Annotated in this window: 19 protein-coding genes and 1 pseudogene; all 20 read right to left on the bottom strand. The window is 31.5% G+C overall.

From position 1 onward, the window contains the following. Nucleotides 1-24 precede the first annotated feature (24 nt). Nucleotides 25-954, bottom strand: coding sequence for an L-lactate dehydrogenase (locus ACYQ39_RS09570; protein WP_459842483.1), 930 nt, complete (start codon nt 952-954; stop codon nt 25-27). A 54-nt stretch (nt 955-1,008) separates the two neighbouring features. Beyond that, nucleotides 1,009-2,364 carry a radical SAM protein gene (locus tag ACYQ39_RS09565; RefSeq protein WP_459842481.1) on the bottom strand — a complete coding sequence of 452 codons (1,356 nt, stop codon included), beginning with the start codon at nt 2,362-2,364 and terminating at the stop codon, nt 1,009-1,011. Between the two features lie 104 nt (nt 2,365-2,468). Further along, nucleotides 2,469-3,095: a cyclase family protein gene (locus ACYQ39_RS09560; protein WP_459842479.1), complete on the bottom strand. Its 627-nt coding sequence runs from the start codon at nt 3,093-3,095 to the stop codon at nt 2,469-2,471. 124 nt (nt 3,096-3,219) lie between these two features. Continuing rightward, on the bottom strand, nt 3,220-4,113 hold the full coding sequence (locus tag ACYQ39_RS09555; RefSeq protein WP_459842477.1) for an ROK family protein: 894 nt from the start codon (nt 4,111-4,113) through the stop codon (nt 3,220-3,222). Nucleotides 4,114-4,268: 155 nt separating this feature from the next. Beyond that, nucleotides 4,269-4,418: a hypothetical protein gene (locus ACYQ39_RS09550; protein WP_459842475.1), complete on the bottom strand. Its 150-nt coding sequence runs from the start codon at nt 4,416-4,418 to the stop codon at nt 4,269-4,271. 40 nt (nt 4,419-4,458) lie between these two features. Next, nucleotides 4,459-4,707: pseudogene (locus tag ACYQ39_RS09545) on the bottom strand (family 4 glycosyl hydrolase); the annotation flags it as partial. Nucleotides 4,708-4,724: 17 nt separating this feature from the next. Then, complete coding sequence (locus ACYQ39_RS09540; RefSeq protein WP_459842474.1) at nt 4,725-6,128, bottom strand: glycoside hydrolase family 1 protein; 1,404 nt, start codon at nt 6,126-6,128, stop codon at nt 4,725-4,727. 100 nt (nt 6,129-6,228) lie between these two features. Further along, nucleotides 6,229-6,366, bottom strand: coding sequence for a hypothetical protein (locus ACYQ39_RS09535; protein ID WP_459842472.1), 138 nt, complete (start codon nt 6,364-6,366; stop codon nt 6,229-6,231). A 31-nt stretch (nt 6,367-6,397) separates the two neighbouring features. Next, complete coding sequence (locus tag ACYQ39_RS09530) at nt 6,398-7,690, bottom strand: PTS sugar transporter subunit IIC (protein WP_459842470.1); 1,293 nt, start codon at nt 7,688-7,690, stop codon at nt 6,398-6,400. Nucleotides 7,691-7,897: 207 nt separating this feature from the next. Then, nucleotides 7,898-8,200, bottom strand: a complete 303-nt coding sequence (locus ACYQ39_RS09525) for a PTS sugar transporter subunit IIB (RefSeq protein ID WP_459842469.1) — start codon at nt 8,198-8,200, stop codon at nt 7,898-7,900. 12 nt (nt 8,201-8,212) lie between these two features. Beyond that, nucleotides 8,213-8,950, bottom strand: coding sequence for a GntR family transcriptional regulator (locus tag ACYQ39_RS09520; protein ID WP_459842467.1), 738 nt, complete (start codon nt 8,948-8,950; stop codon nt 8,213-8,215). A 605-nt stretch (nt 8,951-9,555) separates the two neighbouring features. Further along, complete coding sequence (locus ACYQ39_RS09515; protein WP_459842465.1) at nt 9,556-9,750, bottom strand: hypothetical protein; 195 nt, start codon at nt 9,748-9,750, stop codon at nt 9,556-9,558. Nucleotides 9,751-9,752: 2 nt separating this feature from the next. Beyond that, complete coding sequence (locus ACYQ39_RS09510; protein WP_459842463.1) at nt 9,753-10,697, bottom strand: AEC family transporter; 945 nt, start codon at nt 10,695-10,697, stop codon at nt 9,753-9,755. Between the two features lie 8 nt (nt 10,698-10,705). Further along, a complete protein-coding gene (locus ACYQ39_RS09505; RefSeq protein ID WP_459842461.1) occupies nt 10,706-11,617 on the bottom strand; it encodes a Cof-type HAD-IIB family hydrolase in 912 nt (303 codons plus the stop codon). Nucleotides 11,618-11,646: 29 nt separating this feature from the next. Continuing rightward, a complete protein-coding gene (locus ACYQ39_RS09500) occupies nt 11,647-12,540 on the bottom strand; it encodes an ROK family protein (protein WP_459842460.1) in 894 nt (297 codons plus the stop codon). A gap of 244 nt (nt 12,541-12,784) precedes the next feature. Then, nucleotides 12,785-13,117: a Lin0368 family putative glycerol transporter subunit gene (locus tag ACYQ39_RS09495; protein WP_459842458.1), complete on the bottom strand. Its 333-nt coding sequence runs from the start codon at nt 13,115-13,117 to the stop codon at nt 12,785-12,787. 16 nt (nt 13,118-13,133) lie between these two features. Further along, nucleotides 13,134-13,514, bottom strand: a complete 381-nt coding sequence (locus ACYQ39_RS09490; protein ID WP_459842456.1) for a Lin0368 family putative glycerol transporter subunit — start codon at nt 13,512-13,514, stop codon at nt 13,134-13,136. A gap of 82 nt (nt 13,515-13,596) precedes the next feature. Continuing rightward, complete coding sequence (locus ACYQ39_RS09485) at nt 13,597-14,910, bottom strand: 6-phospho-beta-glucosidase (protein WP_459842454.1); 1,314 nt, start codon at nt 14,908-14,910, stop codon at nt 13,597-13,599. Beyond that, nucleotides 14,910-15,239: a PTS lactose/cellobiose transporter subunit IIA gene (locus ACYQ39_RS09480; protein WP_459842452.1), complete on the bottom strand. Its 330-nt coding sequence runs from the start codon at nt 15,237-15,239 to the stop codon at nt 14,910-14,912. The genes ACYQ39_RS09485 and ACYQ39_RS09480 overlap by 1 nt, the downstream gene beginning before the upstream one ends. 42 nt (nt 15,240-15,281) lie before the next feature. Further along, complete coding sequence (locus ACYQ39_RS09475; protein WP_459842451.1) at nt 15,282-16,619, bottom strand: PTS sugar transporter subunit IIC; 1,338 nt, start codon at nt 16,617-16,619, stop codon at nt 15,282-15,284. Between the last annotated feature and the right edge of the window lie 25 nt (nt 16,620-16,644).

Below are 16,644 nucleotides of genomic sequence, written 5' to 3'. Positions count from 1 at the left end.
TATATTACTCACTACATTCACTATCTACCCTATATGATCTATTGTCTTTTGTAATGATTGAGCAGCTAATTGTAACTTCTCTTTCTCTTTCTTAGCTAATGGAAATTCTAGTACTTTTTCAATTCCTATCTCTCCTATTATACAAGGAACACTTAAAGCAACTCCTTCAATTCCATATTCCCCTTCTAAATATACTGAAACTGGTAATACAGCTTCTTCATCTAAAGAAACCGCTTTAACAATTCTAGCTACTCCAGCAGCAATTCCATGATTGGTATAGCCCTTCTTCTTCCAGATATCAAAACCTATCTGCTGTACCTCTTTAGTTATCTTCTCTTTATCTAATTCTACATCTATATCTCTTATTTGAGCAAATGTTTCAAAATCATAACCACATATTCCTGCTATACTCCAAGGTACAAAAGAAGATTTACCATGTTCTCCTAAAATATATCCAAATATATTTTTAGGATCTAATTGATACTTATTACCTATTATCCTCATCAACCTAGCACTATCAACTATTGTTCCTGTACCAACTACTTTATTCCGATTATAACCTGACTTAACTGTTTCATATGTTACTATATCTACCGGGTTAGTTACTGGAATAATTAAAGCATCAGTAGTATACTCCATAATTTTTTTCAAAATTTCTCTGGTTACTTTTGCATTCTGTAAGGCTAAATCGCGGCGAGATTGACCTTCTTTGACACTTGGCCCAGCAGTTAAAACTATCAAATCGGCACCTTGGCAATCACTATAGTCTCCTACCTCCAAATTCGCACTAGGATTATAATTATAAGAGGTAGTATGAGAGTAATCCATTATTTCGCCTTCGGCCTTATCTCGATTAATATCTACTAATACAATTTCTGATATTGAACCTTGGGCCAACAACCTACCTGTTACTGCACTACCTACCATTCCAGCACCAATTACTACTACTTTCATCTTTTTCCTCCTCACATAACTTATACTCACAACTCACACTAATTCCTTATAAACTTAAACTAATTCTACTTCCATCTCAAACTCATCTTCTAACTGATGATAACTCTCTTCTACTAAATCATACCCAGCAAAATTAAAGGCTATCTCTGGTAATAAAACTAAATCAAAATCACATGATCTCTCTTCATAATTAAGTAGTTCTTGCCTAAAATCATCTACTGTTAACAATCCTGCACTCAAAATAGAACCTCCAAAAAATTTATTTTCAACAGCTGAAATCTCTAACTCTAAACTATTATCTGGTTTCAATAATTCTTCAGCCAATTTTAACCTAGTTTCTGCTAACTGAGAAGTAAGAAGTAATACTCTATCAGTTCGATAACTTCTAATTAAATTCTTAATATTTTCTATTAAATCAGGTGCTAAATCATAACTAAAGACTAGCCCTGGTTTTTGGCCCTGCTCTTTCCTGAGTCTAATTTTCATCTCTTCTCCACTACGATCTAAAACAACAATAGGGTCTTCTTCTTTAATTAATTTATAAAAAGCATCTACTCTAGAAAAGACTGGTTGGTTATTAACTGTTAATACTGTATCATCTCTTTTTACTCCAGCTCTACTAGCTGGTGAATCTAAAATTACCCCTTCTATTGTTGCCTCTAGATCAGTTATTTCAGTTGGCTCCAAAGTAATTGGTACTTGATAATCATCTTTACATTGTCCAATAAATTTCTGCAACTTCTGCCATAAACTAAGATCAAACTTCATATACTCTGGACTAAATTTAGTATAACCAGGTAGAAAGACTCTTATTGTTTCAGCTTCAGTATGATTAAGATAACTGATAGTCTCTTCTAGATTATCCCAACCAACATGATGAGGCATAGCTACAATACTACCATGATATTTAATCTCTAATTCCTGTAACCTTTGAGCAGCTTTTAATACCACTGTTCCCTGTTTGTCTTGCATCAACTTATCTCTACCTTCTAAAGTAGCACTATTTAAAGATAAATTTATCTCTACAGGTTTTAGCTTAGATAATAAATCGAGCTTTTCTTCTGTTAGTCTAGTTCCATTAGTAGTTAGTTTAATCTCTGTATCAGGGAATTTATCTCTTAACAATTCCATTATTTTACTAAATTGAGGATGGGTAGTCGGTTCTCCTTCACAGATTCTAGTAATTGACTCTCCAATTACTATTTTCTGTCTAGAATCTAGCATAGATACTAATTCTTTAACTTCTTCTAACGATCGATGTCCTTTAGAAAAAGTTTCAACCTCAGGGGGATTTCCTTGGTGACTACAGAATAGACAATTTACATTACAGACTGAAGTAATCGGTAGAATATTGTATTTTTGAGCTGATAAAATAGCTAATTGTTGTTCTGAATAGTCGATTTTAAACACTCCTTGTTAATTTATAAATAAAAAAATCGTCCTCTCCTGTCATTATAACCGGAAAGAACGATAAATCAAATTATTCTTTAATTTTTTATCTTTTCTACTGTTAATTATTTTAACAGGATAGCCCGTACAGGAGAGGCCTCTCCTTTCTTTATCTGTAAAGGAGGACAAATTAAAGTATATTCACCTGGAGAGACTTCTGTAAGGTTAATCCCTTCTAGAATCTTTACACCATTAGTTAACAAAACTTTATGAGTCATATGATCAGGCTGATTTCTTTCTATCCCTAAAGCATCAATTCCTACTCCAGACACCTCTTGCTCAACTAGGAAATCAGCTGCTGCCTGATCTAAATAAATAAAATCCTTGGGATTATCCTTTAAAAATTCAGCAGATGAATTTTTAGTCTTAAATAATATAAATGTTTGTGACTTTAACTCATAATCCTTCAAATCAGAAACTGAAATGGAATCTTCAACTTCTGTTAAATCAATTACTTGAGCAGATACTACAAATTCTTCAATTTCAAACTCCGTAATTGAATCTCCATCTTCAACCATATGCAGAGGAGCATCAAGATGAGTTCCAGTATGTAAATTCATCTCTATTTTACTTTCATAAACGCCCCCCTCTTTATGATTACTTAAATTAGTAATCACAGGCCTCTTTTCCTTTCTCCCTTTATACACAGGCATTTCAGATTCAATAGGTATTGAAATATCATAAATTTTCATTTTTATTCCTCCATTTTTAAGTATAAAATAAAGAAATCACCATAAATAATCCTTAAGTAAGTAGATTTAAACACCTTATCATCTTTAAATATAATCTAAATTTAAGCTGTTTTTCCATAATGTTTTATTCTGCATTAATAATAGCCCCTAAAAGATTGGCATCATTATTATACTTACAAGGTCTAACTTCTGTAGTAATAGGACTAGTTGCCGCAAAAAATTCGTCACATGTACTCATAAATTTCTTTCTTACTAACTTAATAAACCATTCTTCTTCTGATATACCTCCACCTATACAGATAACTTCAGGATTATAAAATGTGGTTATAGTTAGTAACTGCACTGATATATTAGTTATCCACTCTTCAATAGCTAACTTAGCTACTTCATCTCCAGCTAAATATTTTTCAGTAACTTCTCCACCATACTGTAAAGGATTTTGTTTACTAACTTTTCTATTATACATTTCAACTAATGCAGTAATAGATGAGTAATCTCCTTGTCTATCTATGGAATTATCCTTTAAATTAATAAATGGTAGATGATGAAATTCACCAGCAAAACCGTCTTTACCATAGATAACATCCCCACTATTACAAATACAGCCACCAGTTCCTGTACCAATAATCAAAAAGGCGGAACTATCATTATTTTTAGCATTTCCTATCTTTAATTCACAAAGTCCTGCCGCCTTAGCATCATTAATTGTAGCAATTTGCTTTCCGGTTCTCTTAAAAATCTCTTGGTTAACATTAGTATCATACATTATTTGTACATTAGGCGCAGCATAAGATTTAACATTAGATTCTTGATCAATCAAACCTGGAGCACTAATTCCAATAATCTCTATTTTATTTATATCTCTAATGTTTGCACATAAATAATCATAAAATTTATCTTTAGTATCAAATTTAACTGCAGACACTTTCCACCTCTTAGCTATATTGTACTTTTCATCTACTAAAGCATACTTAATAAAAGTTCCTCCAATATCAATCCCTAAATTATATTTATTCATTTCTAATAAATCACTCCTATATTAAAAAATAAAGCCAGGAAAATATACCCCCTGGCTGTTTAATTTTACAATAAATATTCTATTTAAACTGTGGTAAATAGTCTTTATTGGCTTCAATTAAGTCATCTAATAGAAGTTAAGGATACCACTCTCAACTAGAGTGGAACTAATAATGCCTGTAGAACAGACTCATAATCACCATTGAACCAGCCTTCTATTGTTAGAGTTTTATGGTTTAATATACCTTTTACTACTTTTCTTCGAGTACCTTCCTCTTTAGCAGCCTCAATCTCTCCTTCTAACATCTTACCTGTTAGATAGTAATATCTATGGTAAGGACAAAGTAGCATTCTTAATTGTTTCTTGTCTATCTAAAATCAAATGAATATTCATATCAACGCCAGCTTCTTCCATCATTTTCTTAGCTAAATCCCCAACTATATCTAACTTCCACTTACCTTCTTTGATATCAACTAGATAAAGATCTTTAACTGGTAATTTATCATAACGTTTAATAAAGCCTTCAATAATCTCAAGTGTATAGCTACTTCCCCCACAAATAGTTGCTACTTTCAATCTTCTCTCAGTTATCATTATTATTTCTCCTCTTATTAATTACCAACACCATTGTTTTTAGCTAACTTTTTAAACCAGTATCCTGACTTCTTAATTCTCCTTTTTAAGTCATCTTCTAAATCCACTTCAACAAGCCCATATCTATTCTTAAAAGCATTCATCCAAGACCAATTATCCATAAAAGTCCACAAATGATATCCATTAACATTACAACCTTCTTCTATTGCTTTGTGTAACCATTTCAAATGATCTTTAATAAAATTTATTCTATAATTATCGTTAATGTATCCTTCATCATTTCTAAACTTTTCCTCACCTTCAACTCCCATACCATTTTCTGAAATAAAAATTGGTAAATTCCCATAATCATCTCTTATATTAATTAATGTATCATAGATTCCTTTTTCATAAATTTCCCAACCTCTATGTTCATTCATCCTTTTACCTGGCATATCATAATTATCAAATAAATGACTAGGTGTAAAAGGAGCTTCAGGATTTACAGCATTTTCTCTTGCTTTTACTCTTCTAGGAAAATAATAATTAAAGCCTAAGAATTCTACTATCCCACTTTTTAACAATTCTTTATCTCCAGCTTTAGTTTCAGGAACCATCCCTCTATCTGCTAATATATTAACTAATTCTTGCGGGTAAGCTCCCTTCACACATGGATCTAAAAAACTCTTATTATAAAATAGATCAGCAATTCTGGCAGCTTTTACATCAGCAGGATGCTGACTTCGAGGGTATGATGGAGTTAAACTTAATACAATACCTATTCTACCATCATCTCTAACTCGACCTGTTGCTCTCATTTCTTTATAAATATTAACTACTTCTGCACTAGAAATTGTAGTATTATAAGCTGCTTGAACCCCTCTTTTAAAATCAACTACATTTGGATAGTGAAAATCGGATATATATCCCCCTTCAATTGGAACAATAGGTTCATTATGAGTAATCCAATGTTTAACTTTATCTCCAAATAACTCAAAACATTTTTGAGCATAATTTTTATAATGCTTAACTACTTCTCTACTTTCCCAACCACCTAAATCCATCATTGACATTGGCATATCAAAATGAAACAGACAGATAACAGGTTCAATATCATTTGCTATTAATTCATCAATTACATTATTATAAAAGTTAACAGCTTCTTGATTTACCTCTCCAAATCCTTCTGGAAATAATCTAGCCCAAGAAATTGAAGTTCTAAATGAATTAAAGTTTAACTCTTTCATCATAGCTATATCTTCTTCATATCTACTATAAAAATCACATGTTGTTTCAGGGCCAACTCCATCAAAAAATCTATTAGGCTCTAATTCATACCATTTATCCCAAGTAGTCTTTCCTCTTTTATCAGAAGCTCCTTCAAATTGAATAGCTGCTGAACCTGCTCCCCACCAAAAATCTTCTGGAAACTCATATTTCATTTTATTTCCTCCTATACTCATTAATAAAATTGGTGTGAGAGGCTTATAAAGTTATATGGCCTATATGGTTATGCTCACACCTTTACCATAAGAATTAATTTTATTTAAGACTATTAATCTCTTTTTGCCTTCCAATCATATCTTCAACCAAATCTTTAGTTAATGTAGCAGTTGCTAAGTGATCTTGAGCATTTCCGGTTTCAGTGATAATCGTAAAAATGGTCTCTTCAGAAGTCATTATTTTTCCTCTTAATTTTAATTTGATTGTTTTAAACCACAGCAACTTCTTCTTCTTCAAATTCTTGAACTTCGGATTCTTTTTCTTCTTCTTTATATTTCTGCTGATCCCAATATTTCAAAAATGGATAATAAATAATTCCTGCTACAGTCATAGTAACTAGCTGTAAAACAATTGCTCTCCAATCACCAGTAGTAAGAAATCCACTTAAAAAGACTGGAGTAGTCCAGGGAATTATAGCATATGGTCTAGCTACTAATTGTAATTGCATAGCTATATAGGTAATAGTTCCAGCAGATAATGGAGCTAAAATAAATGGAACCATCATAATTGGATTCATTACTATCGGCATACCAAAGATAATTGGTTCATTGATATTAAACAACCCTGGCCCAATTGCCGTCTTACCTAATGTTTTCAATTGTTTAGATTTAGTAGCAAAGATCATCAATAAAGCTAAAGTGAATGTAGACCCCGAACCTCCCATATTAACAAAAAAGTCTATAAAGGGTTGGCTAACAATATTAGGTAATACCTCTGCTCCTTGAGATAGTGCCTCAGCATTCTGTTCAGCTAAAGGAATCATTACTGAACCTAAAGTCCCCATAACTAGTGCAGCACCATGAACACCAACTATCCAAAATATACTTATAGCTAAAATTGCTGCTAAAGCCCCAGGTAATGTTCCCCCTATATACATTAATGGAGTAGCAACTACTTGATTTATTAACTCTGGTACAGAATAACTAGTAATAGTGATTGCAAGTTGATTAACCCCCCAACTTAAAACAACAATTGCAAAAGTTGGAATTAAAGCTATAAATGATTTAGTTACAGCTGGTGGTACTCCTGCCGGCATCTTTATAACTAAATCTCTCTTAACTATCATTCTTTGCATTTCAACTGATAACAGGGAAAGAATGATAGCTACAAATAATCCATTAGATCCTATCCACTTTCCTGTTATATTACCATCAGTAAAGGGAGTAACTACTAAAAAAGCCACCATACTTAAAATACCTGCTGATAACTGATCTAAGTCATAAGCATCAGCTAACGAATATGCTATTGTAAAAGAAGCTGCTAAAGCCATAATTCCAAAAGTAGCTGCTTGCATTTCTAGTATTTTTCCTACATATGGCTTAACCAATTCTGCTAAAAAGGATATTGGTGGGAAAGCAACAATTAAAGCAAAAGAACCAACAATTAACAAGGGTAAAATAGCAACTAAACCATCTCGAACTGCTTGTAAATGTCTTTGTTCACCTAGTTTGCCTGCAACAGGAAGAACCTTTTGTTCTAAAAATCTGATTAATTTCTGCATCTTAATTTAATCCCCTTCCTTCTCTTTAAATTTTAAATTATTTATTTAAAAAGCTTGCCAACTAACCTCTTATTTTATAAAATAAAAAAGTATCTAGGGACATTCACACGCATTCTTGTAGTGTGCTTTATAGTTGGTAGCTTTATCTCACACCAAAATGCTGTGGATGTCTCCTCCTTTTTATAATAAACTTTAAATCTTTTTTAGTTATTTTACAAGCTCTAATGCTTGGTCTAAAACTTTATCTCCATCTACCATTCCATAAGCTGCTGAATCAATTACTGCTACTGGAATATCATACTCACTAGCAATTCCTTCAAACTCAGCCTTCTTGTATCTAACTTGAGGACCTAATAATACAACATCATACTCTTCTACTATATCTTCAAATTTATCAATTGGTTCTGCTTCTATTACTGACTCTAAATCTCTCTCTTTTGCCGCTACTTTCATCTTCTCAACCATTAAGCTAGTGCTCATTCCAGCGGCACAAGTCAATAAGATTTTCATAAAATCACTCCTTTAACTTGATGTAGATTTACTAATTATGCTATATCTGTCTCCAGGATAAAAGTTAAAACTAAATTCTACTCTCTTATCTTGAGCAAAAGTTACACTATTTCTCTTTAAAACAGGCTTACCAATTTCCATCTCTAAAAGATCACTTAAATACTTATCACTTTCTATAGCTTCAATTTCTTGAACAGTTCCAGTTAATTTATATCCATTCTTTTTTAAAGTGTTATAAATAGAATTTTTAGCTAAATCAATTTCCAACAATCTAGAACAAACTGAATGTGGAATAAAAGATTTTTCAAAAGCTATAGGAATACTATCAGCTAATCTTAATCTAACTGTTAAAATTACTTTTTCTTCCTTGGATATTTCTAATTTATTACAGATGATTTCTTTAGGACAAACTATTTCTTGTGATAAAACTTTAGTTTCAGGTTCCACCCCTCTACTCTTCATAGTCTTCTTAAACCCTTTAAAATCAGAAAAATCATCTATTTTTTCTTCAGAAACAAAAGTTCCTTTGCCTCTTTCTCGATATAAAACTCCTTCTTCTACCAAATTATTAATTGCCTTACTAATAGTCATTTTACTTAGATTAAATTTCTTGCTTAATTCTGTTAGAGAAGGAATCTTATCTCCTACTTGATATTCCTCCTTTTCTATTCTTTCTCTAATTATATTCTCTAATTGGTAATATAACGGAATGGGACTATTTTCATTAAGTTCCATAGCAGACAATATCATTTCACCTCCTTTAATAAGTTAATATTAAATAATAAAAACCTATAATAGATTATCTTAAAGAATAATATAGTTATCCCCAAGATTCCCTAATAATAGGTCTTATAAACTCGTTATAATTAACTTATACTTGCTTAAATATTCACTTTTTAAATTCTACATTATACAACTCTATAATTATACACTAGCGGTCTATACCACATATAATAAAAAATTTCCTTATCTAGACATTGTAAAATTATATTATTATATTTTTTAAATTACATATAATATAGTTGTATGCTAGTGGTCTATACCTCTTTGATCTTAATCATAGTATAGCAAAAATTATGTTTAATGTCAAATTATTCTTGGTATACTAATTAATTAATGAAATACTACTTAGTGTTAGTATAAAAATATAATTAGAGAAAGAGTCTGTTCGTATGGCTAAGAGATATATGGAATATATAACTTCTTAGATAATTTCTAAGAATAAAATAGCATTAAAAATATAAATAAATTACTGTTGCTTATAATATTAGTCTTTACTTGATATAAATACTTAAGCGATTTTAATTATTATCTTAAATAATTATAGTAAATATACCTATATATTAATAATTATTTTAACAGAATAGCCCGTCCTCTCCTTTCTTTATCTGTAAAGGAGGACAAATTAAAGTATATTCACCTGAAGAGACTTCTGTAAGATTAATCCCTTCTAGAATCTTTACACCATTAGTTAACAAAACTTTATGAGTTAAATGTTCAGGCTGATTTCTTTCTATCCCTAAAGCATCAATCCCTACTCCAGACACCATTTTTAAGTATAAAATAAAGAAATTACCATAAATAATCCTAACGAACAGAGAATAGATAATGAAATAGTACTATCAACATAGGCTTGATTCTCTTCTTCTTTTTCAGAAACAAACAATGATATCATAAAAGGAGGGGGTAAAATAAATAATACAAGTACAGCAACTTGAAACAGATAATTCAACTCTAACATCTGATTAAAGATAAAATGACTTATCAATAAAGCTACTGAACTTAAAACTGTAAATCTTAATATTAGTGTTTTTAGTGGCAAATACAACTCATCAAAATCAAAATTAACTTTATATCCAATTGTTATTAAAATTAAAGGTAACATAGTTGGGGAAACTAAATCAATTGTATTCTTAATTCCTGATAAAAAAATATTTTTACTGAATAATGGCTGCATCCCTGCTAAATTTAAAGTAACTCCTGTTACAATTCCTATTAGAATTGGATTTTTAACAAAAGATATAACTAATCTCTTTATATTTCTAGAACCTGTCTTTAAAACCAATAAGGAAGGAAAGATCATCGTCCAAACATATAATTCTTGCCCTAATTGAATAGTTCCAAATATACCAATATTATCTATGCCATATACTATTCCAAATAAAGGTATTCCCATTGCTCCAGCTGCAAATCCAGTAAACAACAAAGGGAAATAAGGATTATTTATAGCCAAAACTTTATTAAGTAATTTTGCTAACATAAAAATCAAAATATTAACAGCATAAATTAACAATATAATATTGAGATATTCAAACTTAAACTCCATTTCAAGAAAAGATTTAAATAGTAAAATAGGTAATAAAATATTGAGAAGTAAATTATTAATCTCATTTATAGTACTACTAGATAAAAATTTAGTCTTTTTCATTGCATAACCTATACTTAATAAAATAAAAATAGGCATTACATCTGGAAAAATTTTAAATAAATTGTCCATCTTCTATCCTACCTCTTACCTTTTAATTTCATTAAAACTTCAGCTACACCGTTTTCATCATTAGAAGGAGCAACAAAATCAGCTTTTTTCTTTAATTTAGCACAATCTGAATTATCCATTACTACAGATACTCCTGCACTATCAAAAATTTCTAAATCATTTCCACCATCACCGAATACCAAAGACTTATCAACTGAAATATCAGATTTGCTAGATAAAAATTCTAAAGCTGCTCCTTTTGTAGCACCTACAGCATTAATTTCTAGATTATTTTTTCCTGAACTACTTAGATTAATATCTTTAAAATTAGAATTCATTTTACTTTTTACAATATCTAACCTAGTTTTATCTCCCATAGCAAATATTTTTTGGATATCTAACTCTTTTTCCCTCATAAATTCAATTGGATTATCAATTTCTTTTATAGGCATCTTATTAACATGTTTTATAAAACTAACTAGTTTTTTTGTTGAGTTAACTAATTTATTTAACGATAATAAACTCTTATCAGATCCTTCTATCGAAAGAAAAAGTTTTTTTAAATAATTAAACTTATTAGTTACTAAAATATGATCTGGTAAATAAATAGAATAACTTAAATCATCTTCTTGTTCTAATATTTCTATCAGATCTATAGCCTTATTATTTAAAATAGGTTTATTTAATAATAATTCACCATTTGTATCAACAATATTACTACCATTTGAAGTTATGTAAGTTAAATCTGGAATATCATTAGTTAAAGCTTTAGCTGTTGCATAATTTCTTCCAGTAGCAATAACGACTTTATATCCTGCATCAATACATTTATGCAGAACTTTCTTAGTTACATCAGTAACCTGAGCCTGTGAGTTTAATAGTGTCCCATCAAGATCAATAGCTATCATTTCTATTTCTTGAGATAAATCGATCGAGATCACCTTCCTATCTACTAAATTATTATACTAATTTATCTTGCATTAATAATTGCTCCTAAAAGATTGGCATCATTATTATACTTACATGGTCTAATTTCAGTAGTAAGAGGATTAGCACCTCGAAAATATTGATCACAAGTATCTACAAATTTTTCTCTTACTAGTTCAATAAACCATTCTTCCTCTGATATACCTCCACCTATACAAATAACCTCAGGGTTATAAAATGTAGCTATAGTTAATAAATGCACTGCTATATTAGTTATCCATTCTTCAATAGCTAACTTAGCTACTTCATCTCCAGCTAAATATTTTTCAGTAACTTCTCCACCATACTGTAAAGGATTTTGTTTACTAACTTTTCTATTATAAATTTCAACTAATGCAGTAATAGATGAGTAATCTCCTTGTCTATCTATGGAATTATCCTTTAAATTAATAAATGGCAGATGATGAAATTCACCAGCAAAACCATCTTTACCATAGATAACATCCTCACTATTACAAATACAGCCACCAGTTCCTGTACCAATAATCAAAAAGGCGGAACTATCATTATTTTTAGCATTTCCTATCTTTAATTCACAAAGTCCTGCCGCCTTAGCATCATTAATTGTAGCAATTTGCTTTCCGGTTCTCTTAAAAATCTCTTGGTTAACATTAGTATCATACATTATTTTTACATTAGGCGCAGCATAAGATTTAACATTAGATTCTTGATCAATCAAACCTGGAGCACTAACTCCAATAATCTCTATTTTATTTATATCTCTAATGTTTGCACATAAATAATCATAAAACTCATCTTTAGTATCGAATTTAACTGTAGATACTTTCCACTTTTCAACTATATTATATTCTTCATCCACTAACGCATACTTAATAAAAGTTCCTCCAATGTCAATCCCTAAATCATAGTTGATCATCTTATCCCAACCTCATCTTATAGTTGTTAATATCATTCTTGTAATAATTGGTCATTAGTTTTTATAACTTCTTCATACCATTTAAAACTCTTCTTTTTAATTTTCCTTAAACCATTTAAATCAAATTTAACTTCTTAGAAAATAGAAACTGTAGCAATTTAGTTCTTGAATTTGAAGATTTTAAACTAGCTCATAGCCCATAACTCATGACACACGACAATTTAATCACTCAACAAGATAAATACTAAAAATAAGCAAGTATCAATCCAGCTATTATCCCTCCAATAATTGACCCAATTAAGTTAGGAGCAGCTTTTCTTAGCTTACCACCAAGTATAGCTGTGGCAACCATTACTCCTACTCCTGCTGCCCAAGCCATATCTATAAATATCTTGCCACTTTGATGAATCATACTAAAACCATGGTTGAATACCCAAGTTGTACCTACTAAAAATAATGCCGCCATCCAACCACCAATTACTCCCCAATTATCAACCATTTTTCCCCAAAACATTCTCAATAAAAAAGGAAACAAAAAACTTCCTAAAACTGTTGTAAATATAAACGTAATAGTCATAATTTGATCTCCTAGTCTAAATCAAATAACTATTCTTATTATTTTCTTGAGACTTGCTTTTTTCTACTAATCCAGCTACTAGCCCTCCTAGTATACCACCAGTAACCACCAATAAAAATGTCGGTAAAGATTCTATAACAGTAGAAAAATCTTCTGTTAAAAAAATATCCTTACTAGCACTAGCAACTGCAATTCCTAGAGCCATATCTATAAATACTGCATCATCATCATTAGCTATTAAGCCTAGATAATGATTTAGAAACCACATTGGCCCAATAATAATTAATCCTGCCAACCAACCACCTAACATACCATAATTAGCTACCAACTTACCCCATACACTAACTACCAAAACTCCTGTCATACAACTAGCAATTATAGCTCTGAAGGTCTTCATATCTTCCTCCTGATTTTATAATTAAAAAGGAGACCTACCTCTTATTTAAAAGATAAGTCTCCTCTAAATCTACCTTGTTCTTCTATTTATTAAACTGTGGTAAATAATCTTTATTAGCTTCAATCAAATCATCTAATAGAGGCTGAGCAATACTGCTCTCAACTAGAGGGTGCACTAATAATGCCTGTAGAGCAGCCTCATAATCACCATTTACACCAGCTTCTACTGTTAGAGTTTCATATTCATTAACAGGCTGTAATATCCCCTTTACTTTAGCTGGCAATGGTTCAGCATTTAATGGATGTGCTCCTTCACTATCAACATAACAAGTTCTTTCTATTGCAGAATCATTTGGTAGACAATCAACTGTACCATTATTCTGCACATTTACATAATGAATATCTCCTTTATCATTATAGATAGAACTAATTAGATCGCAGGCAGCATCAGAATAGTACTGTCCACCACGTTGTTCTAGCTGTTCAGGCTTTTTATTTAATTCAGGGTCCTTATAAATCTCAAATAACTCTTTCTCTAACCCTTTTACTACTTCTCCTCGGGTGCCTTCTTCTTTAGCAGCTTCAATCTCTTCTTCTAACATCTTACCTGTTAGATAATAATATCTATGGTAAGGACAAGGTAGCATCCTTAAAGATCTTAATAGATCTTCTCCCCAGCCAAAGTCAGGCACATTTTCCACTGCAGACATATCCTCTGTAATTAACTTCTCAATAACTTCATCCATCTTACTTTCTCCCTTATAGATTGCATCTCTACCCCAAACCAAGTGGTTTAATCCTACATAGTCCATTCGTAGATCTTCTCTCTCAACATCTAGAATATCTGATGCCATCATATGCATTACTACTGGAACATTACATAGACCAATTGCATTCACGTTAGTATGCTTATTAACTGTCTCTGTAATAATTCCACTTGGATTAGTAAAATTAATTAACCATGCGTCAGGGGCCAACTCTTCAATATCCTCGCAGATATCAAGAATAACTGGAATAGTTCTTAGTGCCTTAGTCATTCCTCCTGCACCAGTTGTCTCCTGACCAATACAGTCATACTCTAAAGGAATCTTCTCATCTCTAATTCGAGCATCTAAGAGACCTACTCTAAATTGAGTTGTTACAAAATCAGCATTCTTAATTGCTTCTTGTCTATCTAAAGTCAAGTGGATATTCATATCAATACCAGCTTCTTCAACCATTCTTTTAGCCAAATCTCCAACTATATCTAACTTCCACTTACCTTCTTCAATATCTACTAGATAAAGGTCTTTAACTGGTAGTTCATCATAGCGTTTGATAAAACCTTCAATAATCTCAGGAGTATAACTACTTCCACCACCAATAGTTGCTACTTTTAATCCTCTCTCAGTTGCCATTATTGATCACCATCCTGTTTAAGAGTATTAATCTCTTTCTGCATTCCAATCATTTCTTTTACTAAATCTTTAGTTAGTGTAGCAGTTGCTAGATGATCTTGAGCATGAACCATTAGAATACTTACTTCTTCTCCTTCTCCTTGCGCCTCTTTACTGATCAATTCAGTCTGTATATCATGAGCTTTATTAAAACACTCATTAACCTCTTTTAACTTCTCTTCAGCCTCTTCAAACTTACCTTCCTTAGCTAAGCTAAAGGCTTCAAATGCCATTCCCTTAGCATTTCCTGCTTCAGTAATAATAGTAAATACAGTCTCTTCAGAAGTCATCTTAGTCTCCTCCTTAACATACATATTTATCTGATATTTACTTTAAGCAGTTACTGTTCCTTCACCACTGATATTCTCTTCCTCAGCTTCACCTTCTTTTTCTATAAGTTGCTTTTCATAAGCTTTAAAGAATGGGTAATAGATTGCTGCTGATATAATAGTTAGTACTACTATTAATATAGGAGCTCGCCAATCTAAAGTAGTAAGAAAAGCCCCTATTGGTGCTGGAGTAGTCCATGGTGCTGTAGTAAAGGCCTTTCCTACCCAACCCCATTTAGTTACATAATAAGCTATTACCCCTAGAATAGGTGAAGTGAAGACAAATGGGATAAACATAATTGGATTTAATACTAGCGGTGCACCGAAAATAACAGGTTCATTAATATTGAATAAAGCAGGTAGGATAGATACTTTTCCTACACTCTTAAGTTGTTTAGAACGACTCTTTAATAGCATAAATACTAAGCCTAAGGTTGCTCCTGACCCACCAAGAACTATATAGTAAGACCAGAATGGTCTAGTAAAGATATATTGCATCTGTTCCCCAGCTAGACGAAGTTCTGCATTCATATTCCAGTTCTGGATTAAGAATGGATTAATTACAGCTCCAACTGTTGTTGCTCCATGAATACCTGTAAACCATAGTAACTGACATAAGAGAGCTGATAAGAAAATTGCAACTGGACTATCAACAGCCGCTACTAAAGGACCCATCATAGCCATAATTGCTTCTGGTAATACCATACCTGTTGTACTCTGTAAAATAAGGCTAACTGAATAGAAGATTACCATTAAAGCAAAACCAGGAATCAGACTACCAAAGGATTCTGATACTGCTGGTGGCACACCATCAGGCATCTTAATCTTTAAACCTTTTTCATCCATGATTCTTAAAATTTCTATTGATACAATACCTACTATAATAGCTGTAAATAAACCTTTAGCGTCTAAATACTGCATCGGTAAAGCACCATCTTTTGCTGGTGCAGAGACAACCAGATAAGACATTACTGATAATGTTACACTAGATAACGGATTCAATTTATAGGTCTTAGCCAAGTTATAACTAATTGCTACTACTGCAAATAATCCTAATAAAGCCATCGTCATATTAAATGGCATCATAATTGCAGCTGCATTAGCATCTGCCCAACTTTTCCAAGCCAATAACATCTTAATAAAGAAGTTAGGATTAGCACCTACTCTACTTGGATCTATCGGAGGAAATCTCAAGATCAAACAAAGACTACCTAAAATTGTAAAAGGAATTATACCTACCATTCCATTTTTAACTGCTTTTAAATGTCTCTGGTTTCCAATTTTACCCATAACCGGCATCATTTTATTTTCTAAAAAGTCAAAAAACTTATTATCTGCCATATTAGATCCCCCTTATTTAAAACTA

The sequence above is a fragment of the Halanaerocella petrolearia genome, from assembly GCF_054657875.1.
This window is presented reverse-complemented; position numbering and strand designations above follow the sequence as displayed.